The 18,514-nt window shown below is 69.2% G+C and carries 14 protein-coding genes; 7 read left to right on the forward strand and 7 right to left on the reverse strand.

The window, feature by feature from the left end; genetic code table 11:
- The first annotated feature begins 92 nt into the window (after positions 1 to 92).
- Positions 93 to 1,205, forward strand: coding sequence for a metallophosphoesterase family protein (locus tag IE224_RS15865; protein ID WP_191311774.1), 1,113 nt, complete (start codon positions 93 to 95; stop codon positions 1,203 to 1,205).
- Complete coding sequence (locus IE224_RS15870; protein WP_191311776.1) at positions 1,202 to 3,829, forward strand: AAA family ATPase; 2,628 nt, start codon at positions 1,202 to 1,204, stop codon at positions 3,827 to 3,829. Before IE224_RS15865 ends, IE224_RS15870 begins: the two co-directional genes overlap by 4 nt.
- 44 nt (positions 3,830 to 3,873) lie before the next feature.
- Here the strand turns inward: IE224_RS15870 and IE224_RS15875 are convergent, their stop codons facing one another.
- The 3 genes from IE224_RS15875 to IE224_RS15885 all read right to left on the reverse strand — a co-directional run bounded on the left by IE224_RS15875 (position 3,874) and on the right by IE224_RS15885 (position 7,995).
- A complete protein-coding gene (locus IE224_RS15875; RefSeq protein ID WP_191311777.1) occupies positions 3,874 to 5,937 on the reverse strand; it encodes a TRAP transporter permease in 2,064 nt (687 codons plus the stop codon).
- 80 nt (positions 5,938 to 6,017) lie between these two features.
- On the reverse strand, positions 6,018 to 7,019 hold the full coding sequence (locus IE224_RS15880; RefSeq protein WP_191311779.1) for a TAXI family TRAP transporter solute-binding subunit: 1,002 nt from the start codon (positions 7,017 to 7,019) through the stop codon (positions 6,018 to 6,020).
- Positions 7,020 to 7,107: 88 nt separating this feature from the next.
- Positions 7,108 to 7,995 (reverse strand): LysR family transcriptional regulator, encoded by an 888-nt coding sequence (locus tag IE224_RS15885; protein WP_191311781.1) that lies wholly within the window; start codon positions 7,993 to 7,995, stop codon positions 7,108 to 7,110.
- Between the two features lie 91 nt (positions 7,996 to 8,086).
- On the opposite strand from IE224_RS15885, the gene IE224_RS15890 reads away from it, so the two are divergent.
- Positions 8,087 to 9,286 carry an acyl-CoA dehydrogenase gene (locus IE224_RS15890; RefSeq protein WP_191311783.1) on the forward strand — a complete coding sequence of 400 codons (1,200 nt, stop codon included), beginning with the start codon at positions 8,087 to 8,089 and terminating at the stop codon, positions 9,284 to 9,286.
- Positions 9,279 to 10,436, forward strand: coding sequence for a CaiB/BaiF CoA transferase family protein (locus IE224_RS15895; RefSeq protein WP_191311784.1), 1,158 nt, complete (start codon positions 9,279 to 9,281; stop codon positions 10,434 to 10,436). Before IE224_RS15890 ends, IE224_RS15895 begins: the two co-directional genes overlap by 8 nt.
- Positions 10,437 to 10,439: 3 nt before the next feature.
- Here the strand turns inward: IE224_RS15895 and IE224_RS15900 are convergent, their stop codons facing one another.
- From IE224_RS15900 to denD, 4 genes are read right to left on the reverse strand one after another with little or no spacing between them, the layout of a single operon-like run.
- On the reverse strand, positions 10,440 to 11,207 hold the full coding sequence (locus IE224_RS15900) for an SDR family oxidoreductase (RefSeq protein WP_191311786.1): 768 nt from the start codon (positions 11,205 to 11,207) through the stop codon (positions 10,440 to 10,442).
- A 49-nt stretch (positions 11,208 to 11,256) separates the two neighbouring features.
- Entirely contained in the window at positions 11,257 to 13,035 is a 1,779-nt protein-coding gene (locus IE224_RS15905) for an IlvD/Edd family dehydratase (RefSeq protein ID WP_191311788.1), read from the reverse strand.
- Positions 13,028 to 13,924, reverse strand: a complete 897-nt coding sequence (locus IE224_RS15910) for an NAD(P)-dependent oxidoreductase (RefSeq protein WP_191311789.1) — start codon at positions 13,922 to 13,924, stop codon at positions 13,028 to 13,030. Before IE224_RS15910 ends, IE224_RS15905 begins: the two co-directional genes overlap by 8 nt.
- The gene (gene denD / locus IE224_RS15915) at positions 13,921 to 14,904 is read right to left on the reverse strand and encodes a D-erythronate dehydrogenase (protein WP_191311791.1); all 984 of its coding nucleotides are present in this window, start codon (positions 14,902 to 14,904) and stop codon (positions 13,921 to 13,923) included. Before denD ends, IE224_RS15910 begins: the two co-directional genes overlap by 4 nt.
- A 99-nt stretch (positions 14,905 to 15,003) precedes the next feature.
- Here denD and IE224_RS15920 point away from each other — a divergent pair, with 99 nt between their 5' ends.
- The 3 genes from IE224_RS15920 to IE224_RS15930 all read left to right on the forward strand — a co-directional run bounded on the left by IE224_RS15920 (position 15,004) and on the right by IE224_RS15930 (position 18,513).
- Complete coding sequence (locus tag IE224_RS15920; RefSeq protein ID WP_229849412.1) at positions 15,004 to 16,464, forward strand: FAD-binding oxidoreductase; 1,461 nt, start codon at positions 15,004 to 15,006, stop codon at positions 16,462 to 16,464.
- Positions 16,465 to 16,498: 34 nt separating this feature from the next.
- Complete coding sequence (locus IE224_RS15925; RefSeq protein WP_191311793.1) at positions 16,499 to 17,218, forward strand: FadR/GntR family transcriptional regulator; 720 nt, start codon at positions 16,499 to 16,501, stop codon at positions 17,216 to 17,218.
- Positions 17,219 to 17,376: 158 nt separating this feature from the next.
- The gene (locus IE224_RS15930; protein WP_194585780.1) at positions 17,377 to 18,513 is read left to right on the forward strand and encodes a fumarylacetoacetate hydrolase family protein; all 1,137 of its coding nucleotides are present in this window, start codon (positions 17,377 to 17,379) and stop codon (positions 18,511 to 18,513) included.
- Position 18,514: the final 1 nt, after the last annotated feature.

Genomic DNA, 18,514 nt, shown 5'->3' on the forward strand with positions numbered 1-18,514 from the left:
ATGATCCTGCGTCCTTGGGGCTTGTCTAACCCGCGGCGTGCGTGGTTTGTTCTTCTTCCGCGACAGTGCCGACCCGAAGGATCCCCTTTCCGATGTATCGCTTCCTGCATTCCTCAGATCTGCACCTGGGCAAGGCCTTCGGCACCTATCCCGAAGCCATCCGCAACCGCCTGCGCGAGGCCCGCCACGGCGCGATCGCGCGGCTGGCCCAGGCCGCGCGGGACGGTGGCGCGGCCACGGTGCTGCTGGCGGGCGACACCTTCGACGCCGAGACCCCTGCCCCCGACACCCTGCGCCACGCCCTGCGCGCCATGGCGGCCGAGGCCGACATCACCTGGATCATGCTGCCGGGCAACCATGACAGCCTTGCCGCGACCGAACTGTGGCGGCGCATCGGGTCCGACGCGCCCCCGAACCTGCGGGCGATCACCAGCCCCGATCCGGTGGAACTGGCCCCCGGCGTGATTGTCCTGCCCGCCCCCTGCACGCAGCGCCGCCCCGGCCGCGACCTGACCGAGGCGATGGCCGCCCCCACCCCCGACGGCTGCCTGCGCATCGGCCTGGGCCACGGCGCGATCGCCGATTTCTCGGGCGAGGAAGGCGCGGCGGGCATCATCGCCCCCGACCGCGCGCAAAGATGCGGCCTGGATTACCTGGCGCTTGGCGACTGGCACGGCCGGATGGAGGTGAACGCGGCCACCTGGTATTCCGGCACGCCCGAGGCCGACGGCTTCAAGCACTCTGCGGCCTGCTGCGCGCTGCTGGTGACGCTGGACGGGACGGCGCGGGTTCGCCCGGTGGAAACCGGCAGCATGGGCTGGCAGACCGTCACGCTGGACCTGCTGCCCGGCGACGATCCGCTGGCCCGGCTGGACGGCGCCCTGCCCCTGCCGATGATGCGGCGCAACCTGCTGGTCCGGCTTGTCGCCACCGGCCGCCTGCCCCTGTCCGACCGGGCCGCGCTTGACGCGGCGGCGCAGGCGGCCGCCCCCGATTTCGGCTGGTTCGGCCACGACCTGTCAGGCCTTGCGACCGAGGCGCGGCCCGACGACCTGGACGGGATCGACCGCGCGGGCGCGCTGCGCCAGGCGGCCGAGGCGCTGCTGGCCGAGGCGGGCGACGGGGATCGCAGCGCCGCCGAACGCGCGGTGGCCGCATCCGCGCTGTCGCGGCTTTATGCCCTGGCGCAAGAGGTGGGGGCATGAAGATCCGCGCGCTGCAACTGACCAACGTCCGCCGCTTCGCCGGCCACACCGCCCGGATCGAGGGGATCGGCGACGGCATCACCGTGCTGTGCGAGCCCAACGAATTCGGCAAGTCCACCTTCTTCGACGCCATCCACGCGCTGTTCTTCGAACGCCACCGCGCCACCCGCGCAGGGATCAAGGCGCTGCAACCCCATGTCGGCGGCGCGCCCGAGGTGGCGGCGGACCTGGACCTGCCCGACGGGCGCTACCGGGTGGAAAAGCGGTGGCTGACCCGCGCCTCGGCCAGGGTGTCGCGCGACGGGCGGACGGTGGCCCAGGACGACGAGGCCGAGGCCTGGATCGACCGGATGCTGGGGGCCGGCCTGTCGGGGCCGTCGGGCCTTCTGTGGGTGCGGCAAGGCCTGCTGGGACTGGAACCCGAGGGCAGTTCGGCCAGCGACAAGTCCGACCGCGAACGGGCGCTGTCGGCGCGGCGGGATCTCTTGTCCTCGGTCGCGGGCGAGATTGACATGATGACCGGCGGGCGCAGGCTGGACGGCGTGGTGGCACGGGTGGGCGATGCGCTTGGCAGGCTTGCGACGGCGACCGGCAAGGCCAAGGCAGGCGGCGAATGGGCGCGGGCCGAGGCCGAGGCCGAGGCGCTGCGCGCCGAGGAGGCCGAGCTTGCCGCCAAGGCCGCGCGGCTGTCGGGCGACCTGTCCCGCCGCAGCGAGGCGCAGCGCCAGCTTGCAGCCCTGGACGACCCCGCCGAGGACCTTCGCCGCGCCGAGGCCCTGGCTGCTGCCCGCGCCGCTTTGGCCGAGGCCGAAGCCCATGCCGACCGGCTGGGGGCGGCGCAGCGCGCCCTGGCCCTGGCACAGGCCACCGACGACAATGCGCGTGCCGAGATCGAGCGGCTGGAAACGCTGTCGGACCGCGCCGCCCGCGCGGCCCAGGCCCTGGCCGCGGCGACCGAGGATGCGGCCCGTCATGACAGCCGCACGGCCACCCTGTCCCAGGCCGAAGGCGACACCGCCGCCGCCCTTCGGGATGCCGAGGCCGCCACCCGCGCCCTGCGCAACCGTCTGGCCCTGGCGCAGCGGGCGCGCCTTGCCCGCGCCGCGCAGGACCGCGCCACGCACCTGGCCCGCAGCCTGGCCGAGGCCGAACGCCTGCGCGCCGAGATCGAGGCACAGCGGGCGCAGCGCGGGTTGCTGGTGGTGACGCCGCAGGCCCTTGCCGCCGCCGAACAGGCCGCCGACGAGCTGAACCGGGCCGAAGCCCGCCTGGACGCGCAGTCGGTCAGCCTGTCCCTTGCCTATAGCGGCGCCGCGCGGGTCCGCGCCGATGGGGCCGACCTGCCCGAAGGCCCGCACCGCCTGACCGGCCCGCGCGACTTCGACCTGCCCGGCATCGGCACCATGCGGATCGACCCCGGCACCCAGACCGGCGGCGACCGGGCGCAACTGGACAAGGCCGCGGCCACGCTGTCCCAGCGGCTGTCCGCCTGCGGGGCCGAGGATCTGGCCCAGGCCCGCGCCCGCCTGGTCGAGGCGCAGCGGCTCGACGACAGCCTGCGCAGCGCCCAGGCCCTTCTGGCCCAGCTTGCCCCCGACGGGCTGGAGGCCCTGCGCCAGGCCCATGCCCAGACGGTCGCGGAAGCCGGTGCGGGCGCTGAGGACGCGGGCGACCCCGCCGCCCTTGAAGCGGACCTTGCCATCGCCACCGCCACCGAGGATGGGGCCCGCGCCGCCGCGGCCGAGGCCCAGTCTGCCCTGCGCGCAGCCTCCGAGGCTCGGGCCGCCGCCGCCGCCACGCTTGCCGCCGCCCGCCGCACCCATGAGGCCGCGGCCGCCGAGGCCGGCGATCCGGCGGCGCTGACGGCCCGGCTGCGCGATCTGCGCGACGCCCGGACGGGCCACCAGTCGGGGCTGGCCGATGCCCAAGCCGAATGCGCGCGGCTGGAACGGGCCGCCCCCGACCTGGACATGGCCCGCGCCGCCCTGTCGCGCGCCCAGTCGGTCGCGGCCCAGGCCAAGGCGCAGCGCGACCGCCTGCGCGAGGATCTGGCGATGCTGAACGGATCCATCGGCACCCTGGCCGAGGAAGGGATCGAGGAACGCCTGGACGAGGTCCGCGGCAGGCTTTCCGACGCCGAGGCCCGCGCCGCGCGCTATGCCGCCGAGGTGCAGTCGCTGACCCGCCTGCGCCGGGCGCTTGACGAGGCGCGGCGCCAGGCGCGGGACGCTTATCTGGGGCCGGTGCTGCGCGAATTGCAGCCTCTGCTGGCAGTGATCCATCCCGGCGCCACGCTGGAGATCGACGACCAGACCCTGCTGCCCGCCGTGCTGACCCGCGACGGCCAGCCCGAGGCCCTGGACATCCTGTCGGGGGGAACGCGGGAACAGGTGGCGATCCTGACCCGGCTGGCATTCGCGCGGCTGTTCGCGCGGGCGGGCACCCAGGTGCCGGTGATCCTGGACGACGCCCTGGTCCACAGCGACGACGACCGGATCGAGGCGATGTTCACCGCCCTGCACCGCGTGGCCCAGGACCAGCAGATCCTGGTCCTGACCTGCCGACAGAGGGCCTTCGCGGCCCTGGGCGGCGAAAAGGCGCGCGTCAGCATCGAGGCGGCCTGATTTCCGGCCGGCGGAAGCATTCCCCGCCGGCCGGTTCTTCGTCGTCAGCCCGCCGGCGCCGCCGGGGCATCGCGCGCGGCCAGGTATTGCCGCGCCGTCACCGCCGCCAGGATCGCAAAGCCGATGGCGGTCGAGACCGGCTCGGGCGCGATCAGCAGCAGGGCGGCCAGGACCAGGGCGATCCGCTCGATCACCCAGAGGGGGGCGAACAGCCAGTTGGTGATCGCCACCGACAGCGCCACGATGCCAAGGACCGCGCCGGTGAAGGCCAGCAGGAAGTCGGGCAGCGTGAAGGCCTGCGTCACGATCAGCAGGGACGGCGAGAAGACGAAGACGAAGGGCACCAGGGCCTTGCCCATCGACAGCCGGAACGCCGTGTTGCCCGCCTTGAAGCCATTGGCCCCCGCGATCCCCGCCCCCGCATAGGCGGCAAGCGCCACGGGCGGCGTCACGTCTGCCAGAACCCCGAAGTAGAAGACGAAGAAATGCGCCACCAACGGTTCCACGTTCATCATCCCCAGCACGGGCGCGGCCACCGCCACCATGATGATATAGTTTGCGGTCGTGGGCACGCCGCAGCCCATCAGGATGCAGACCACGGCGGTCATCACCAGGGTGAACAGCAGCGTCAGCGTGTCGATGCCGAAGGGCTCGAACGGCAGGAAGCCCAAGAAGGCATGGACGTCGCCCGCCGCATTGGCCGCGACCGAGGTCACCATGAAGGCGATCTTGAAGCCCACCCCCGTCAACGTGACGATGCCGATCACGACGCCCACGAGGGCTGCGGCAGCGGTCACCGACAGCGACTGGCGCGCGCCGGACACGAAGCCCTCGAAGATGCCGGCGGCGGTTTCCCTGATGCCGCCCACCACGCCCGAGGCCATGACCCGCTGGATCAGGTAGACGGCCATGCAGGCCGTGATCGCCCAGAAGGCCGACAGGAAGGGCGTGCGGCCCGACATCAGCATCCAGACCAGCAGGATCAGGGGCGCGACCGACAGCCAGCCCTCGCGCAGGACCTTGCCGGCCTTGGGCAGTTCCTCGGCCCGCAGGCCGCGGATGCCAAGGCGCTTGGCTTCCAGGTGAACCTGCACCAGGACGCCGAAGAAGTGCATGAAGGCCGGCACGATGGCCGCAATCAGGATCGTGCGCAGCGGGATGCCCAGGTATTCCACCATCAGGAAGGCAACCGCCCCCATCACCGGCGGGGTGATCTGCCCGCCGGTCGATGACGCGGCCTCGACCGCGGCGGCGAAATGGCGGCGGAAGCCGATCTTGATCATCGCCGGGATGGTCAGTGCGCCTGTCGTTACCGTGTTGGCGATGGACGAGCCCGAGATGGTGCCCAGCATCGCCGAGGACACGACCGACACCTTGGCGGGTCCGCCCGCGAAGCGGCCGGTCAGCGCGGTCGCCAGGTCGATGAACAACTGCCCCAGGCCGATCTTCTGCGCCATCACCCCGAACAGCACGAAGTGGAACACATAGGTCGCGATCACCCCAAGCGCGGTGCCATAGATCCCCTGCGAGGTCAGGTACAGGTGGTTGATGATCGTGTTCCAGTCCGCGCCGGGATGGACCAGGATGCCGGGCATCGACTGGCCCCAATAGGCATAGCCGATGAAAAGACCGGCGATCACCGGCAGGGGCCAGCCCATCGACCGGCGCACGGCCTCCATCAGCGTCAGCAGCAGCAGCGTGCCCATGACGATGTCCAGGGTCAGCGGGTTGCCCACCCGGAAGGCCAGCTGGTCATAGATCCAGGGGACATAGAAGGAACTGACCGCCCCGGCAAAGGCGAACAGCCAGTCATAGACCGGGATGCCCAGGATGGCGAAGCCCGTGGTCTTGTGGCGCCCGCTGTTGAAGGCCGCGAAGCTGAGGAAGATCACGAACAGCGACACGCCCATGTGCAGCCCGCGATGGGTGGTGGCCCGCGGGATGCCGAAGCCCGCCGTATAGAAGTGATAGGCCGACAGCAGGAACAGGATCACCGCCGTCAGGATCGCAATGGGGCGCAGGACGGTGCGGAAGCGGGCCTCGGGGTCGTATTCCTCCTCGATGGCGCGCAGTTCGGCTTCGGTCAGGTGGCGTGAAGTGTCAGACATTCGTCATTCCTGGATTGCAGGGAACGGAAAAGGACGCGAACCCCTGGGCCCGCGTCCTTCGAACCGGATCGGACCCGCGCTTACTGAAGCTTGCCCGCTTCCCTGTAGAACCGTTCCGCGCCCGGATGGAACGGGATGCCCGCGCCCGCCGTCGCGCTGTCCAGCGTGATCTGCTTGCCCTTGGCATGGCCCGCCGCGAACAGCTTCTGGGTGTTTTCGTTATACAGGGCCTGGGTGATGCCGTAGATCAGTTCCTCGGGCTGGTCGGCCGAGGTGACAAGCTGGGCGCCCACTGAAATGGTCGCCACGTCCGCATCCTGGCCTTCATAAGTGCCTGCCGGCAGGTTGTCGACGGCAAAGAAGTTGTATGTTTCCAGCAGCTTGTCCACATCGGGGCCGGCGATCGGGACCAGCTTCACGTCATGCTGGCTGGCCAGTTCGGCGATCGCGCCGGCCGGGAAGCCGCCCACGAAGAAGAAGGCGTCCATCGCGCCGTCGCGCATCCGGTCCGCCGCCTGGTCGGGCTTGAGGTATTCCGCCGTCACATCGGCTTCCGACAGGCCATAGGCTTCCAGGATGATCTTGGCATCGACCAGCGTGCCCGACCCGGGTTCGTCCAGCGACACGCGCTTGCCCGCCAGATCGGCCACGGATTCGATGCCCGCGTCGGCGCGGGTGACCAGGTGGATGCTTTCGGGATACAGGTTCGCGATCAGGCGCAGCTTCTCGACCGCGGGCTGGCCTTCCCACAGCCCGGTGCCGGTCTGCGCCCAATAGGCCACGTCGGACTGGCTGAAGCCCGCTTCCAGGGCGCCGCCGTTGATGGCGTTGACGTTGCCCACCGACCCGTTCGAGGCCACGGCCGTCGCCACCAGCCCCGGCACGCCGCAGGAACCGCCGTCGTCGCAGGCGCGCGATCCCGGCGGGTTCGAGATGGCGTTCGCGATCAGCCCGCCGATCGGGTAATAGGTGCCTGCCGTGCCGCCGGTGCCGATACGGAAGAACGACATCTCCTGCGCGGCGGCACCCTGGCCCAGCGTGGCGGCGACGGCGAAGGCCGCGAACAGCGATGTGAATTTCATTGTGCTTGTCCCTGTTATCGGAAAATCGCCGTTACGTTAGCACAGGATCCCGCGGTCACAACCGCTTGAAGTCGCAGGGGCGGCAGGTTCAGCCGGCAACCTGGGCCGCCAGCCAGTTTCGGAAATGGACCAGCGGGCGGGACCCCGTCCGGCTGCCGGGCCAGACCAGGCAATAGCCGCCGCGCCCCGGAACGGCGGGGCGCAGGACGGGCAGCAGATGGCCTTCGGCGATTTCCTGGCGGGCCAGATAGTCGGGCAGAAGCGCCACCCCCAGCCCCGAGATCGCCGCCTGGATCATCATGGAAAACTGGTCCATGACCATTCCGCCCGAAGGCGCGGCCCCCCTGCCCTGGCCCCGGAACCAGTCGGCCCAGGCTTGGGGCCGGGTCTGCAGGTGCAGCAGGACCAGCCCCGCCAGATCGCCGGGATCATCGATGGGATGGGCCTTCAGGAAGGCCGGGCTGGCGCAGGCGGTCAGGCTTTCGTCGAACAGCTTCAGGCTGTTCGGGTCCGGGTCCGCGTCGGGGCGATAGATGATCGCGGCGTCGAAGGGCTCGGTCGCGAAGGCCACCGGCTGGAACCGCGTGGTCAGGTTCACCAGGATGCCGGGATGGCGGGCCATGAATCCGGGCAGGCGCGGGGCCAGCCAGCGGGTGCCAAAGGTCGGCAGCACCGCCAGATCCAGGCTTCCGCCTTCGGGGTTGGCAATCAGCGACATGCCGCCCCGCTGGATCAGGTCAAGCGCGGCCGAGATGTCGGTGTGATAGCGGGTGGCGCCCTGGGTCGGGACCAGGCGGCGGCGGTGGCGCGAGAACAACGGCTGGCCCATCTGCTCCTCCAGCGTCTGGACCAGGCGGCTGACGGTGCTCTGCGTCAGGCCCAGTTCTTGCGCTGCGGCCGTCACCGATCCGTGCCGCATGACGCCGTCGAAGGCCAGCAGCAGGCTGAGGTTGGGCAGGTATCGCCGGATGCGCATGACATTCATCCCATGCATGGAATGATTGAGATTTATCATTTTCGATGCACCCGGCAAATGTCTATGCTGTCGCCAACACAGGAGATCCCGCATGTCCACGAAATCCCACAAGGGTGCCGCCTTCGACTGGGCCGATCCCTTCCTGCTGAACGACCAGCTTGGCGAAGAGGAACGGATGATCCGCGACAGCGCCGCGGCCTTCGCGGCCGACCGGCTGGCCCCGCGCGTGACCGACGCCTATCTGAACGAGACCACCGACCCCGAGATCTTCCGCGAGATGGGGGCGGCGGGCCTGCTGGGCGTGACGGTGGCCGAGGAATACGGCGGGGTCGGCGCCTCCTACGTCTCCTACGGCCTGGTCGCGCGCGAGATCGAGCGGATCGACAGCGGATACCGCAGCATGGCCTCGGTCCAGTCATCGCTGGTGATGTTCCCCATCGAGGCCTATGGCAGCGAGGATCAGAAGCACAAATACCTGCCCAAGCTGGCCAGCGGCGAATTCATCGGCTGCTTCGGCCTGACCGAGCCCGATGCAGGGTCGGACCCCGCCGGCATGAAGACGCGCGCAAAGAAGACCGAAGGCGGCTATGTGCTGAACGGCGCGAAGATGTGGATTTCCAACAGCCCCATTGCGGATGTCTTCGTGGTCTGGGCGAAATCCGACGCCCATGGCGGCAAGGTCCGCGGCTTCGTGCTGGACAAGGGGACGCCCGGCCTGTCCGCCCCCAAGATCGAGGGCAAGCTGTCGCTGCGCGCCTCCGTCACCGGAGAGATCGTGATGGAGGATGTCGAGGTCGGCGAGGACGCCCTGCTTCCCAACATCGAAGGCATGGGCGGGCCCTTCGGCTGCCTCAACCGCGCGCGTTACGGCATTTCCTGGGGCGCGATGGGTGCGGCCGAGGATTGCTGGTTCCGCGCCCGCCAATACGGCCTTGACCGCCACCAGTTCGGCCGGCCCCTGGCGGCGACGCAGCTGTTCCAGAAGAAGCTGGCCGACATGCAGACGGAAATCGCGCTTGGCCTGCAGGCGTCCTTGCGCGTCGGCCGCCTGTTCGACGAAGGCCGCTTCGCGCCCGAAATGATCTCTATCGTAAAGCGCAACAACTGCGGCAAGGCCCTGGACATCGCCCGGATGGCGCGGGACATGCATGGCGGCAACGGCATCTCAAGCGAGTTCCAGGTGATCCGCCACGCCCAGAACCTGGAAACCGTGAACACCTATGAAGGCACGCATGACGTGCACGCGCTGATCCTGGGCCGCGCGCAGACCGGGATCCAGGCCTTTGGCTGAGGCGCCGCTGAAGGGGCTGCGCGTCGTCGAGCTGGCGCGCATCCTGGCCGGTCCCTGGATCGGCCAGACGCTGGCCGACCTGGGCGCCGAGGTCGTCAAGGTCGAGGCGCCCGAGGGCGACGACACCCGCCGCTGGGGCCCGCCCTTCATCGAACGCCCCCGCGCGGACGGCACCACCGAAAGGGTCGCGGCCTATTTCCACGCCGCGAACCGGGGCAAGACCTCGGTCACATGCGACTTCAACGATCCCGCCGACCTGGACCGCCTGCGCGCCCTGATCGACGACGCCGACGTGGTGGTCGAGAACTTCAAGGTCGGCGGGCTGGCCCGCTTCGGCCTGGACTATGACACGCTGTCGGCGCGCAATCCGGGGCTGGTCTATGCCTCGATCACCGGTTTCGGGCAGGACGGGCCGCGCGCGACCCAGCCCGGATACGACTTCCTGATCCAGGGCATGTCGGGGATCATGGACCTGACGGGCGCGCCCGACGGAGAGCCGCAAAAGGTCGGCGTCGCCTGGATCGACATCTTCACCGGGCTTTACGGCGTGATCGCGGTGCAGGCGGCGCTTGCGGAACGGCAGCGGTCGGGCCGGGGGCAGCATCTGGATCTGTCGCTGCTGGATTGCGGGGTGGCGGTGCTGGCGAACCAGGCCATGAACCATCTGCTGGGGGGCATGGTGCCGCACCGGCTGGGCAATGCCCATCCCAACATCGTGCCCTACCAGCTGTTCCCGGCATCCGACGGCCACCTGATCCTGGCCTGCGGCAACGACAGGCAGTTCGCCGCGCTGTGCCGCGTGCTGGGCCTGCCCGACCTGCCCGCCGATCCCGACTTCGCCACCAACCCGGCCCGCGTGGCCCATCGCGACCGGCTGGTGCCGATGCTGACGGCCGCCACGTCGCGCCGGACCCGAGCCGAGCTGATCGCCCTGATGGAAGGCGCGGGCGTGCCCGCCGGTCCCGTCAACGACGTGGCCGAGGCCCTGTCGGAACCCCAGATCCTGGCGCGCGGCTTGCAGATCGCGCCCGAAGGCATCGCGGGCCTGCGCACGCCCATCCGCTTTGGCCGCAGCCGCATGGCCCATGACCGTGCCGCCCCCGCCCTGGGCGAAGGCGGTTGGAGCTTCGGAAAGGATCCCGCCCCCTAGGCGTCACAGCACCGAGGTCATGCCCCCATCGGCATAGATGATCTGGCCCGACACATAGCTGGATGCGTCGGACGCCAGATAGATGACCGTGCCGGCCAGTTCCTCCGGCAGGCCCCAGCGGCGCATCGGCGTGCGTCCCTTGACCCAGGCGTCGAAATCGGGGTTTTCCAGCAGGGCCTTGTTCATCTCGGTGACCATGTAGCCCGGACCGATGGCATTGGCCTGGATGCCCTTTTCGCCCCATTCGGCAGCCATGGCCTTGGTCAGCATCACGATGCCGCCCTTGGCCGCCGTATAGGGCGCGATCGTGGCGCGGGCCATCTGCGAATTGACCGAGCCGATGTTGATGATCTTGCCCCGCCCGCGCGGGGCCATGCGGCGCGCGGCCTCTCGGCCGATCACGAAGGCCGAGGTCAGGTTGATGTCGATCACCCGGCGCCAGTCGTCGCTGTCCAGATCCAGCAGGGGGCGGCGGAACTGGATGCCCGCGTTGTTGACCAGGATGTCCACCTCGATCCCCTGGGAATCCAGGTGCCGGAAGGCCGCGACGATGGCATCTTCATCGGCCACGTCGAAGGCCAGCGTCAGCACGTCATGCCCGTCCGCGCGCATGGCGGCGGCCGCGGCTTCCAGCCGGTCGGGATCCTGGCCGTTCAGGATGACGCGCGCGCCCGCCCCGGCCAGTCCTTCCGCGAAAGCCCGGCCCAGTCCCCGCGACGAGCCGGTGACAAGGGCCGTCCTGCCCGTCAGGTCAAACAGCGCAATGGACATCAGGATCTCCTTGGACGGCTGGCCGGGTTGACGGACGAGCCTGCCCCCGTCAGTGGTTGTGGCGGGGCAGGTTCGCGCTGATGCGGCGGAAATCCTCGGCGCCCCGGATGGTCGCGCCGTCTTCAAGCTGCGTCACCGTTTCACGATAGATCCGCTGCCAGGGCGTGGCCGAGGGCGGGACGGGCGGCAGGCCTTCAGCCCGGCGGCGGGCGATCTCGGCATCGTCCACCAGCATGTCGCAGCGGCCGTGGTTCAGGTCGATGCGGATGCGGTCGCCGGTGCGCAGGAAGGCCAGCCCGCCCCCCGCCGCGCTTTCGGGCGAAGCGTTCAGGATCGAGGGGCTGTCCGCCGTCCCCGATTGCCGCCCGTCGCCAAGGGTCGGCAGGCTGCGGATGCCCCGCTTCAGCAGGCGGTCGGGCGGCTGCATGTTCACCACCTCGGCCGCGCCGGGCCAGCCAAGCGGCCCTGCACCCCGGATCACCAGGATCGAGTTCTCGTCGATGGGCAGGTCCGGGTCGTTGATCCGGTCGTGATAGTCCGCCGATCCGTCGAAGACGAAGGCCGTGCCCTCGAACACGCCCTCGTGGCCCGGCTGGCACAGGTAGCGGGCGCGGAAATCCTCGGAAATCACGCTGGTCTTCATGATCGCGAAGTCGAACAGGTTGCCCTTCAGCACCAGGAAGCCCGCGCGGTCCATCAGCGGCGCGTCGAAGGGGCGGATCACTTCGCGGTCGGTGGCCTCGCGGCCCACAAGGTTCTCGGCCATGGTCCGGCCGGTGACGGTGGGGCAGTCCCCTTCCAGCAGGCCCGCCTGCATCAGTTCCCACATGATCGCGGGCACCCCGCCCGCGCGGTGGAAGCGTTCGCCCAGATAGGCACCCGCAGGCTGGACATTCGCCAGCAAGGGCACGTCATAGCCGTGGGTCTGCCAGTCGGACGGATCAAGCGCCACGCCTGCGTGCTTGGCCATCGCCATCAGATGCGGCTGCGCATTGGTGGACCCGCCGATGGCCGAATTGACCCGGATCGCATTCAGGAAGGCCCCCCGCGTCAGGATGTCCGAGGGCCGGATGTCCTCGTTCACCAGTTCCACGGCGCGCCTGCCGGTGCGATAGGCGATCTGGCCCCGTTCGCGATAGGCGGCGGGGATCGCGGCGCAGCCGGTCAGCGACATGCCAAGCGCCTCGGCGATGGCATTCATCGTGGAGGCGGTGCCCATCGTGTTGCAGTGCCCGATGGACGGCGCGCTGTCCAAGGCGGTCTGCAGGAACTCGTCGCGGGTGATCTCTCCGGCGGCGTATTTGCGGCGGGACTGCCAGATGACGGTGCCCGATCCCGCCAGCTTGCCTTCGTGCCAGCCGTCCAGCATCGGTCCGCCCGACAGCACGATGGCCGGGATGTCCACGGTCGCCGCCGCCATGATCGCGGACGGCGTGGTCTTGTCGCAGCCGGTGGTCAGCACCACCCCGTCGAAGGGATAGCCATAAAGCAGTTCCACCAGGCCCAGATAGGCCAGGTTGCGGTCAAGCGCGGCGGTGGGGCGCTTGCAGTTCTCGAACAGGGGGTGGCTGGGAAACTCGATCGGGATGCCGCCCGCGTCGCGGATGCCGTCGCGCACCCGGCGGGCCAGGTCCAGGTGGTGCCGGTTGCAGGGGTTCAGGTCGCTGCCCGATTGGGCGATGCCGATGATGGGGCGGCCCGACCGCAACTCCTCGGGCGTGGTGCCATAGTTCATGAACCGTTCAAGATAAAGCGCGGTCATGTCGGCGTGGTCCGGGTTGTCGAACCAGTCCTGCGAGCGCAGGCGGCGGGGCGGGCTGTCAGTCATCGGTGGTCCTCGCTTCGGGATGCGCGGCGTTCATCGCTTCCAGATGAAGCAGCAGCCCGCTGTGGTCTGTATCGCCGTGGCCCGAGGCCACGAAGTCGCTGAAACCCGCCCGGACCGTTTCGGTCAGTGGCAGGGTCAGCCCCGCGCCCGCCGCCAGATCCGCGACGGCGTTCAGATCCTTCAACTGGAACCGGGAAGGCCCGCCGGGCTGGAAGTCCCGTGCGATCATCCGGCCGCCGTGCAGTTCCAGAATGCGGCTTTCGGCGAAGCCGCCGCGGATCGCGTCGCGGAACTTGGCGCGGTCGGCCCCGCCGGACGACACCAGCATCATCGCCTCGGCCACGGCGCCGATGGTGATGGCGACGATCTGCTGGTTCGCCAGCTTGCAGACCTGCCCCGCCCCCGTCGGGCCGACATGGGTCAGCCGGCCCAGCGGCGCCATGACATCGGCGATGCGGGCGATCACCGCGGCATCGCCGCCGGCCATCAGCGCAAGGGTGCCGTTCTCGGCCCCCGGAACCCCGCCGGAAACCGGGCAATCAACCGCCGCGATGCCCCTGGCGGCCAGGGCCGCGGCATGGTCGCGGGCCTGCGCGGGCGCGATGGACGAGGTGTCCACCAGCACCGCGTCCCTGGACATGGCATCGGCGACGCCGCGCGCGAACAGCACATCGGCCACCGCGGCCCCGTCGGCCAGCATCGTGAACACCACCTCGGCGCCGGCCACGGCCTGCGCGGGATCGGCGGCGGGAACGGCGCCCGCCTGGGCCAGCACCTGCGCCTTTTCGGGGCTGCGGTTCCAGACGGTGACGTGGTGGCCCGCCCCCAGCAGGCGCCGCGCCATCGGCGCACCCATCAGCCCGGTTCCCAGGAACGCGATCCGGGTCATGGCATGCCGCCCAGTTCATCCTCGACATGGGCGCGGATGATGTCGTCGAAGCTGTCTTCGGACACGAAGCCCAATTCGCGGGCGCGTTTCGCCTCGAAGCCCGGCGCCCAGCCTTCGCACATGCGGGTGATGTCGGGGTCCGGTTCGCGGCGGATCAGTTTCACCGCGTCTTCGCCCGCGACGCGGCGAAGGGCCTCGATCTGGTCGCCCACCGTGGCGCTGACGCCCGGCATCGACAGGTTGCGCCGCGGCCCCACCTTGGACAGATCCATGCTGGCTGCGTGAATCATGAAGCTCACCGCCGACCGGGGCGAGGTGTGCCAGTGACGGACGCTGTCGGGCACCGGCAGGACGGCCTCTTGCCCGACAAGGGGTTCGCGCAGGATGGAGGAGAAGAAACCCGAGGCCGCCTTGTTGGGCTTGCCGGGGCGGATGCAGATCGTGGGCAGGCGGATGCCGATCCCGTCGAAGAAGCCGCGGCGGGTATAGTCGGCCAGCAGCAGTTCGGTAATCGCCTTCTGCGTGCCATAGCTGGTCAGCGGCGTCGCGTGGAAATCGTCCGGGATCGGATAAGGCAGCGGCGCCCCCATCACCGCGATGGACGAGGCGAAGACCACGCGCGGGAAATAGCCGTCGGCGGCATGGGCGTGGCGGATCGCCTCGAACAGGTCGCGGGTGGCGTCCAGGTTGATCCGGTAGCCCTTTTCAAAATCGGCCTCGGCCTCGCCGGACACGATGGCGGCGAAGTGGAAGATCACGTCGGGCCGCGACTGGATCAGTTGCGCGGCGGTGCCGGGGGCGGACAGATCCGCGGCTACCAGGCGGCAATGGCCGTCGAAACCTTCTGGCGCGTCGGGCGCGACTACGTCGACAAGGGTCAGCGCCTCCAGCGGCTTGCCCGCCAGTTCGCCCATCTGCACAAGCCGTTGCGTCAGCTTGCGGCCCAGCATCCCCGCCGCCCCAATGGTCAGCACATGCATTCGCGCCCTCCCTTTCCAGTTCCGGCTGGAAAACCGGACGATTTAGATTAGTATGATTGTCTGATGACCTGCAAACATAAATATCCGTAAGGCGCGGCGATGCACGATCAACAGGAACTGCCGGATATGGCGGCCGGGGCTTCCGGTGACAAAGACTTGGCCCCGGCTCAGCGTCTGGCCGCGATGCTGGGCCCGGACATGGTGCTGACCGGCGAGGCGGTCCTGCCCTATTGCCGCGACTGGCATGGCGACGTGCAAAGCGACGCGATCGCGGTCCTGCGCCCGCGCGACACCGCCGAGGTGCAGGCTTGCGTCCGCGCCGCCGTGGCCCTGGATCTGCAGATCGTTCCGCAGGGGGGCAATACCGGGCTGGTCCTGGGCGCCCTGCCCGACCAGCCTGCACGGCAGGTGGTCGTCACCCTGGAACGGATGTCCCGCATCCGCTGCCTGGACCCCGACAACTTTTCAGCCGTGGTCGAGGCGGGGGCGGTCCTTGAACAGGTCAAGGAGGCCGTGGCGGCAGTGGGCCTGTATTTCCCGCTGACCCTTGGCGCGCAGGGCAGTTGCCAGATCGGCGGCAATGTGTCCACCAATGCGGGCGGGGTGAACGTGCTGCGCTATGGCATGACGCGAGAGCTTGTCCTGGGGCTGGAAGTGGTGCTTCCCGACGGGCAGCTGTTCGACGGGCTGTCGCAGCTGCGCAAGGACAACAGCGGCCTCGACCTCAAGCAGCTTTTCATCGGCGCAGAAGGCACGCTGGGCATCGTCACCGCCGTGTCGATCAAGCTGCTGCCCGCCCCCGAAAAGGTCGCCACCGCCCTTGTCGCGCTGTCCCGGCTTGAGGACGCGATCGAGCTTTACCGCCGCGCGCGCCGCGATTGCTGCGACCTGATGTCGGCCTTCGAGTTCATGCCCCCCCTGGCCATCGACCTGGCAAGGGAAGCGATGCCGGATCTGCCGATCCCGCTTGAGGCGACCTATCCCGCCTATGCCCTGATCGAGATCTCGGGTTCGGGACTGGTGGACATCGACGACCTGATGCACCGCTTCCTTGAAGCGGCCTTCGAATCCGGCCTGGCCGTCGACGGGGTGGTGGCGCAGTCGCAGGCCCAGGCCCGCAACCTTTGGGCGATCCGCGAAGGCATGAACCTGGGCCAGGCCCAGCGGGGCCGGCACCTGCGGACCGACGTGTCGGTGCCCCTGTCCCGCCTGGCCGATTTCGTGGCCGAGGCCGAGGCCGCGGTCACAGCGCGGATGCCGGGCTGCATCTGCGTATCCTATGGCCATGTGGGCGACGGCAACGTCCACCTGAACGTCCTGCCGGACTTTGCCCAGGGTCCCGCCGGCATCGACGCCCAGATCCTGACGGCAAAGAAGATCGTGAACGAGGTGCTGGACCGGTACAGCGGCTCGATCAGCGCGGAACATGGCATCGGGCGGCTGAAGAAGGCCGATCTCGACATGCGCCTGCCTGCGGTGAAACGCCAGCTTCTTGCCCTGGTCAAGAACGCGCTAGACCCGAAGATGACGATGAATCCAGGCTGCCAGGTCGATCTGTGATGACCCGGCCCCAGGCAGAACCCACAGGAGTTGGATGATGAGCGGCGACTTTACCCAGATCATGCGTACCGAACACCTGCCGACCCGCATCGCCACGCAGTTTTCGCGGCAGATCCAGAAGGGCGCGCTGAAGCCGGGCGACAAGCTGCCCACCGAACTGGCCATGTCGAAAAGCTTCGGCGTCAGCCGGACCGTCATCCGCGAAGCCATCGCCCAGCTTCGCAACGAGGGCATGATCGAGACCCGCCAGGGCGTCGGCGCCTTCGTGATCGAACGCCCGACCCGCCACATCCGCCTGGACGATGGCGGGCAGATGGACAAGCACGCCTTCCGCGACCTGTTCCAGTTGCGCGTGCCGCTGGAGATCGAGGCCGCGGGGCTGGCCGCGACCTATCACCGGGCCGAACACCTGCAGCAGATGGACGAGGCCCTGGCCCGCATCACCGCGACCGGCGAAAATGCCAATGACGGCATTATCGCCGACCTGGATTTCCACCGGACCATCGCGGTGGCCACCGGCAACGATTACTTCGTCCAGTTCCTCGGCGCCATTTCCGACCGGATCATGCAGACCATCGTCGCCTCGCGCGAAAGGCTGCAACTGGTCGAGATCGTGGCCGTCGTGCGGCGCGAGCACAGCGAATTGCGCGATGCCATCGCCGCGCGCGATCCGCTGCGCGCAAGGGAAGCGATGCGGACCCATATGCGCAATTCCGCCGAACGCGTGGCCCTGCAACTGGAGGTTTATGCCTGAAGGCGACAGCCGGCCGGGGAAAGTTTCCCGTGGACAAGCCGCCGGAAAAATCGTTATGGTCCGATCATACGGTTGTCTGACATCGACAACCCGGTGCTGGAGGGCACCGACCTGAAGGAGGGGAACAAGTGGCTTCAACGCAGGCCCTGAAGGCATCCATGCTTTTGCCGGATGATGCGGATCGCGCGATCCTGCTGGGTCGGGTCTGGTCCGACCGGCTGGACGGGCCCTGCCCCGTCGTGCTGCGGGACGGGCGGCTGTTCGACCTGTCAGGCATCTCGGCCACCATGTCCGGCCTTCTGGAACGCCCTGACCTGATGGCATCGGTCACGGTCGATGGCCTGCCCGATCTTGGGCCCCTGGATGATTTCCTGGACGGAACGGCGGGTCGCATGCTGGCGCCCGTCGACCTGCAGGCCGTCAAGGCCGCGGGCGTCACCTTTGCCGACAGCATGCTGGAACGCGTGATCGAGGAACAGGCCCGCGGCGACAGCGCCCGCGCCCAGGACGTGCGCGCCCGACTGGCCCCGGTGATCGGCGACAGCCTGCGGGGTGTCCGAGCCGGGTCGGAAAAGGCCGGGCAGGTCAAGGCGCTGCTGCAGGAAATGGGCCTCTGGTCGCAGTATCTGGAAGTCGGCATCGGCCCGGACGCCGAGATCTTCACCAAGGCCCAGCCCATGTCGGCGGTCGGATGCGGCGACAGGGTCGGCATCCACCCCATGTCCGAATGGAACAACCCCGAACCCGAGGTCGTGCTGGTCGTGCGGTCGGACGGCACGATCCTGGGCGCGACGCTTGGCAACGACGTCAACCTGCGCGACGTCGAGGGGCGGTCGGCCCTGCTGCTGGGCAAGGCCAAGGACAACAACGCATCCTGCGCCATCGGCCCCTTCATCCGCCTGTTCGACGACGGCTTCACCCTCGGGGACCTGGAACAGGTGCGCGTGTCGTTGCGGGTCGAGGGCGAGGACGGCTTCGTGATGACCGGCGAAAGCCCGATGGAGGCGATCAGCCGCAGCCCTTCCGACCTGGTCGGCCAGCTTCTGAACCGGTCGCACCAGTATCCCGACGGGGCGGTGCTGTTCCTGGGCACCATGTTCGCCCCCGTCAAGGACCGCCGGGGCGCGGGCCAGGGCTTCACCCACGAGGTCGGCGACCGGGTCGAGATCGCGTCCCCCCGCCTGGGCCGGCTGGTCAACTGGGTGGACCGGACCGACCGCTGCCCCCCATGGGACTTCGGCGTCGGCGCGCTGATGCGCAACCTGGTCGGGCGCGGCCTTGGCGAAAGGATCTGAC

Source organism: Paracoccus aerius, from assembly GCF_014656455.1.
Taxonomy (GTDB): Bacteria; Pseudomonadota; Alphaproteobacteria; order Rhodobacterales; family Rhodobacteraceae; genus Paracoccus; species Paracoccus aerius.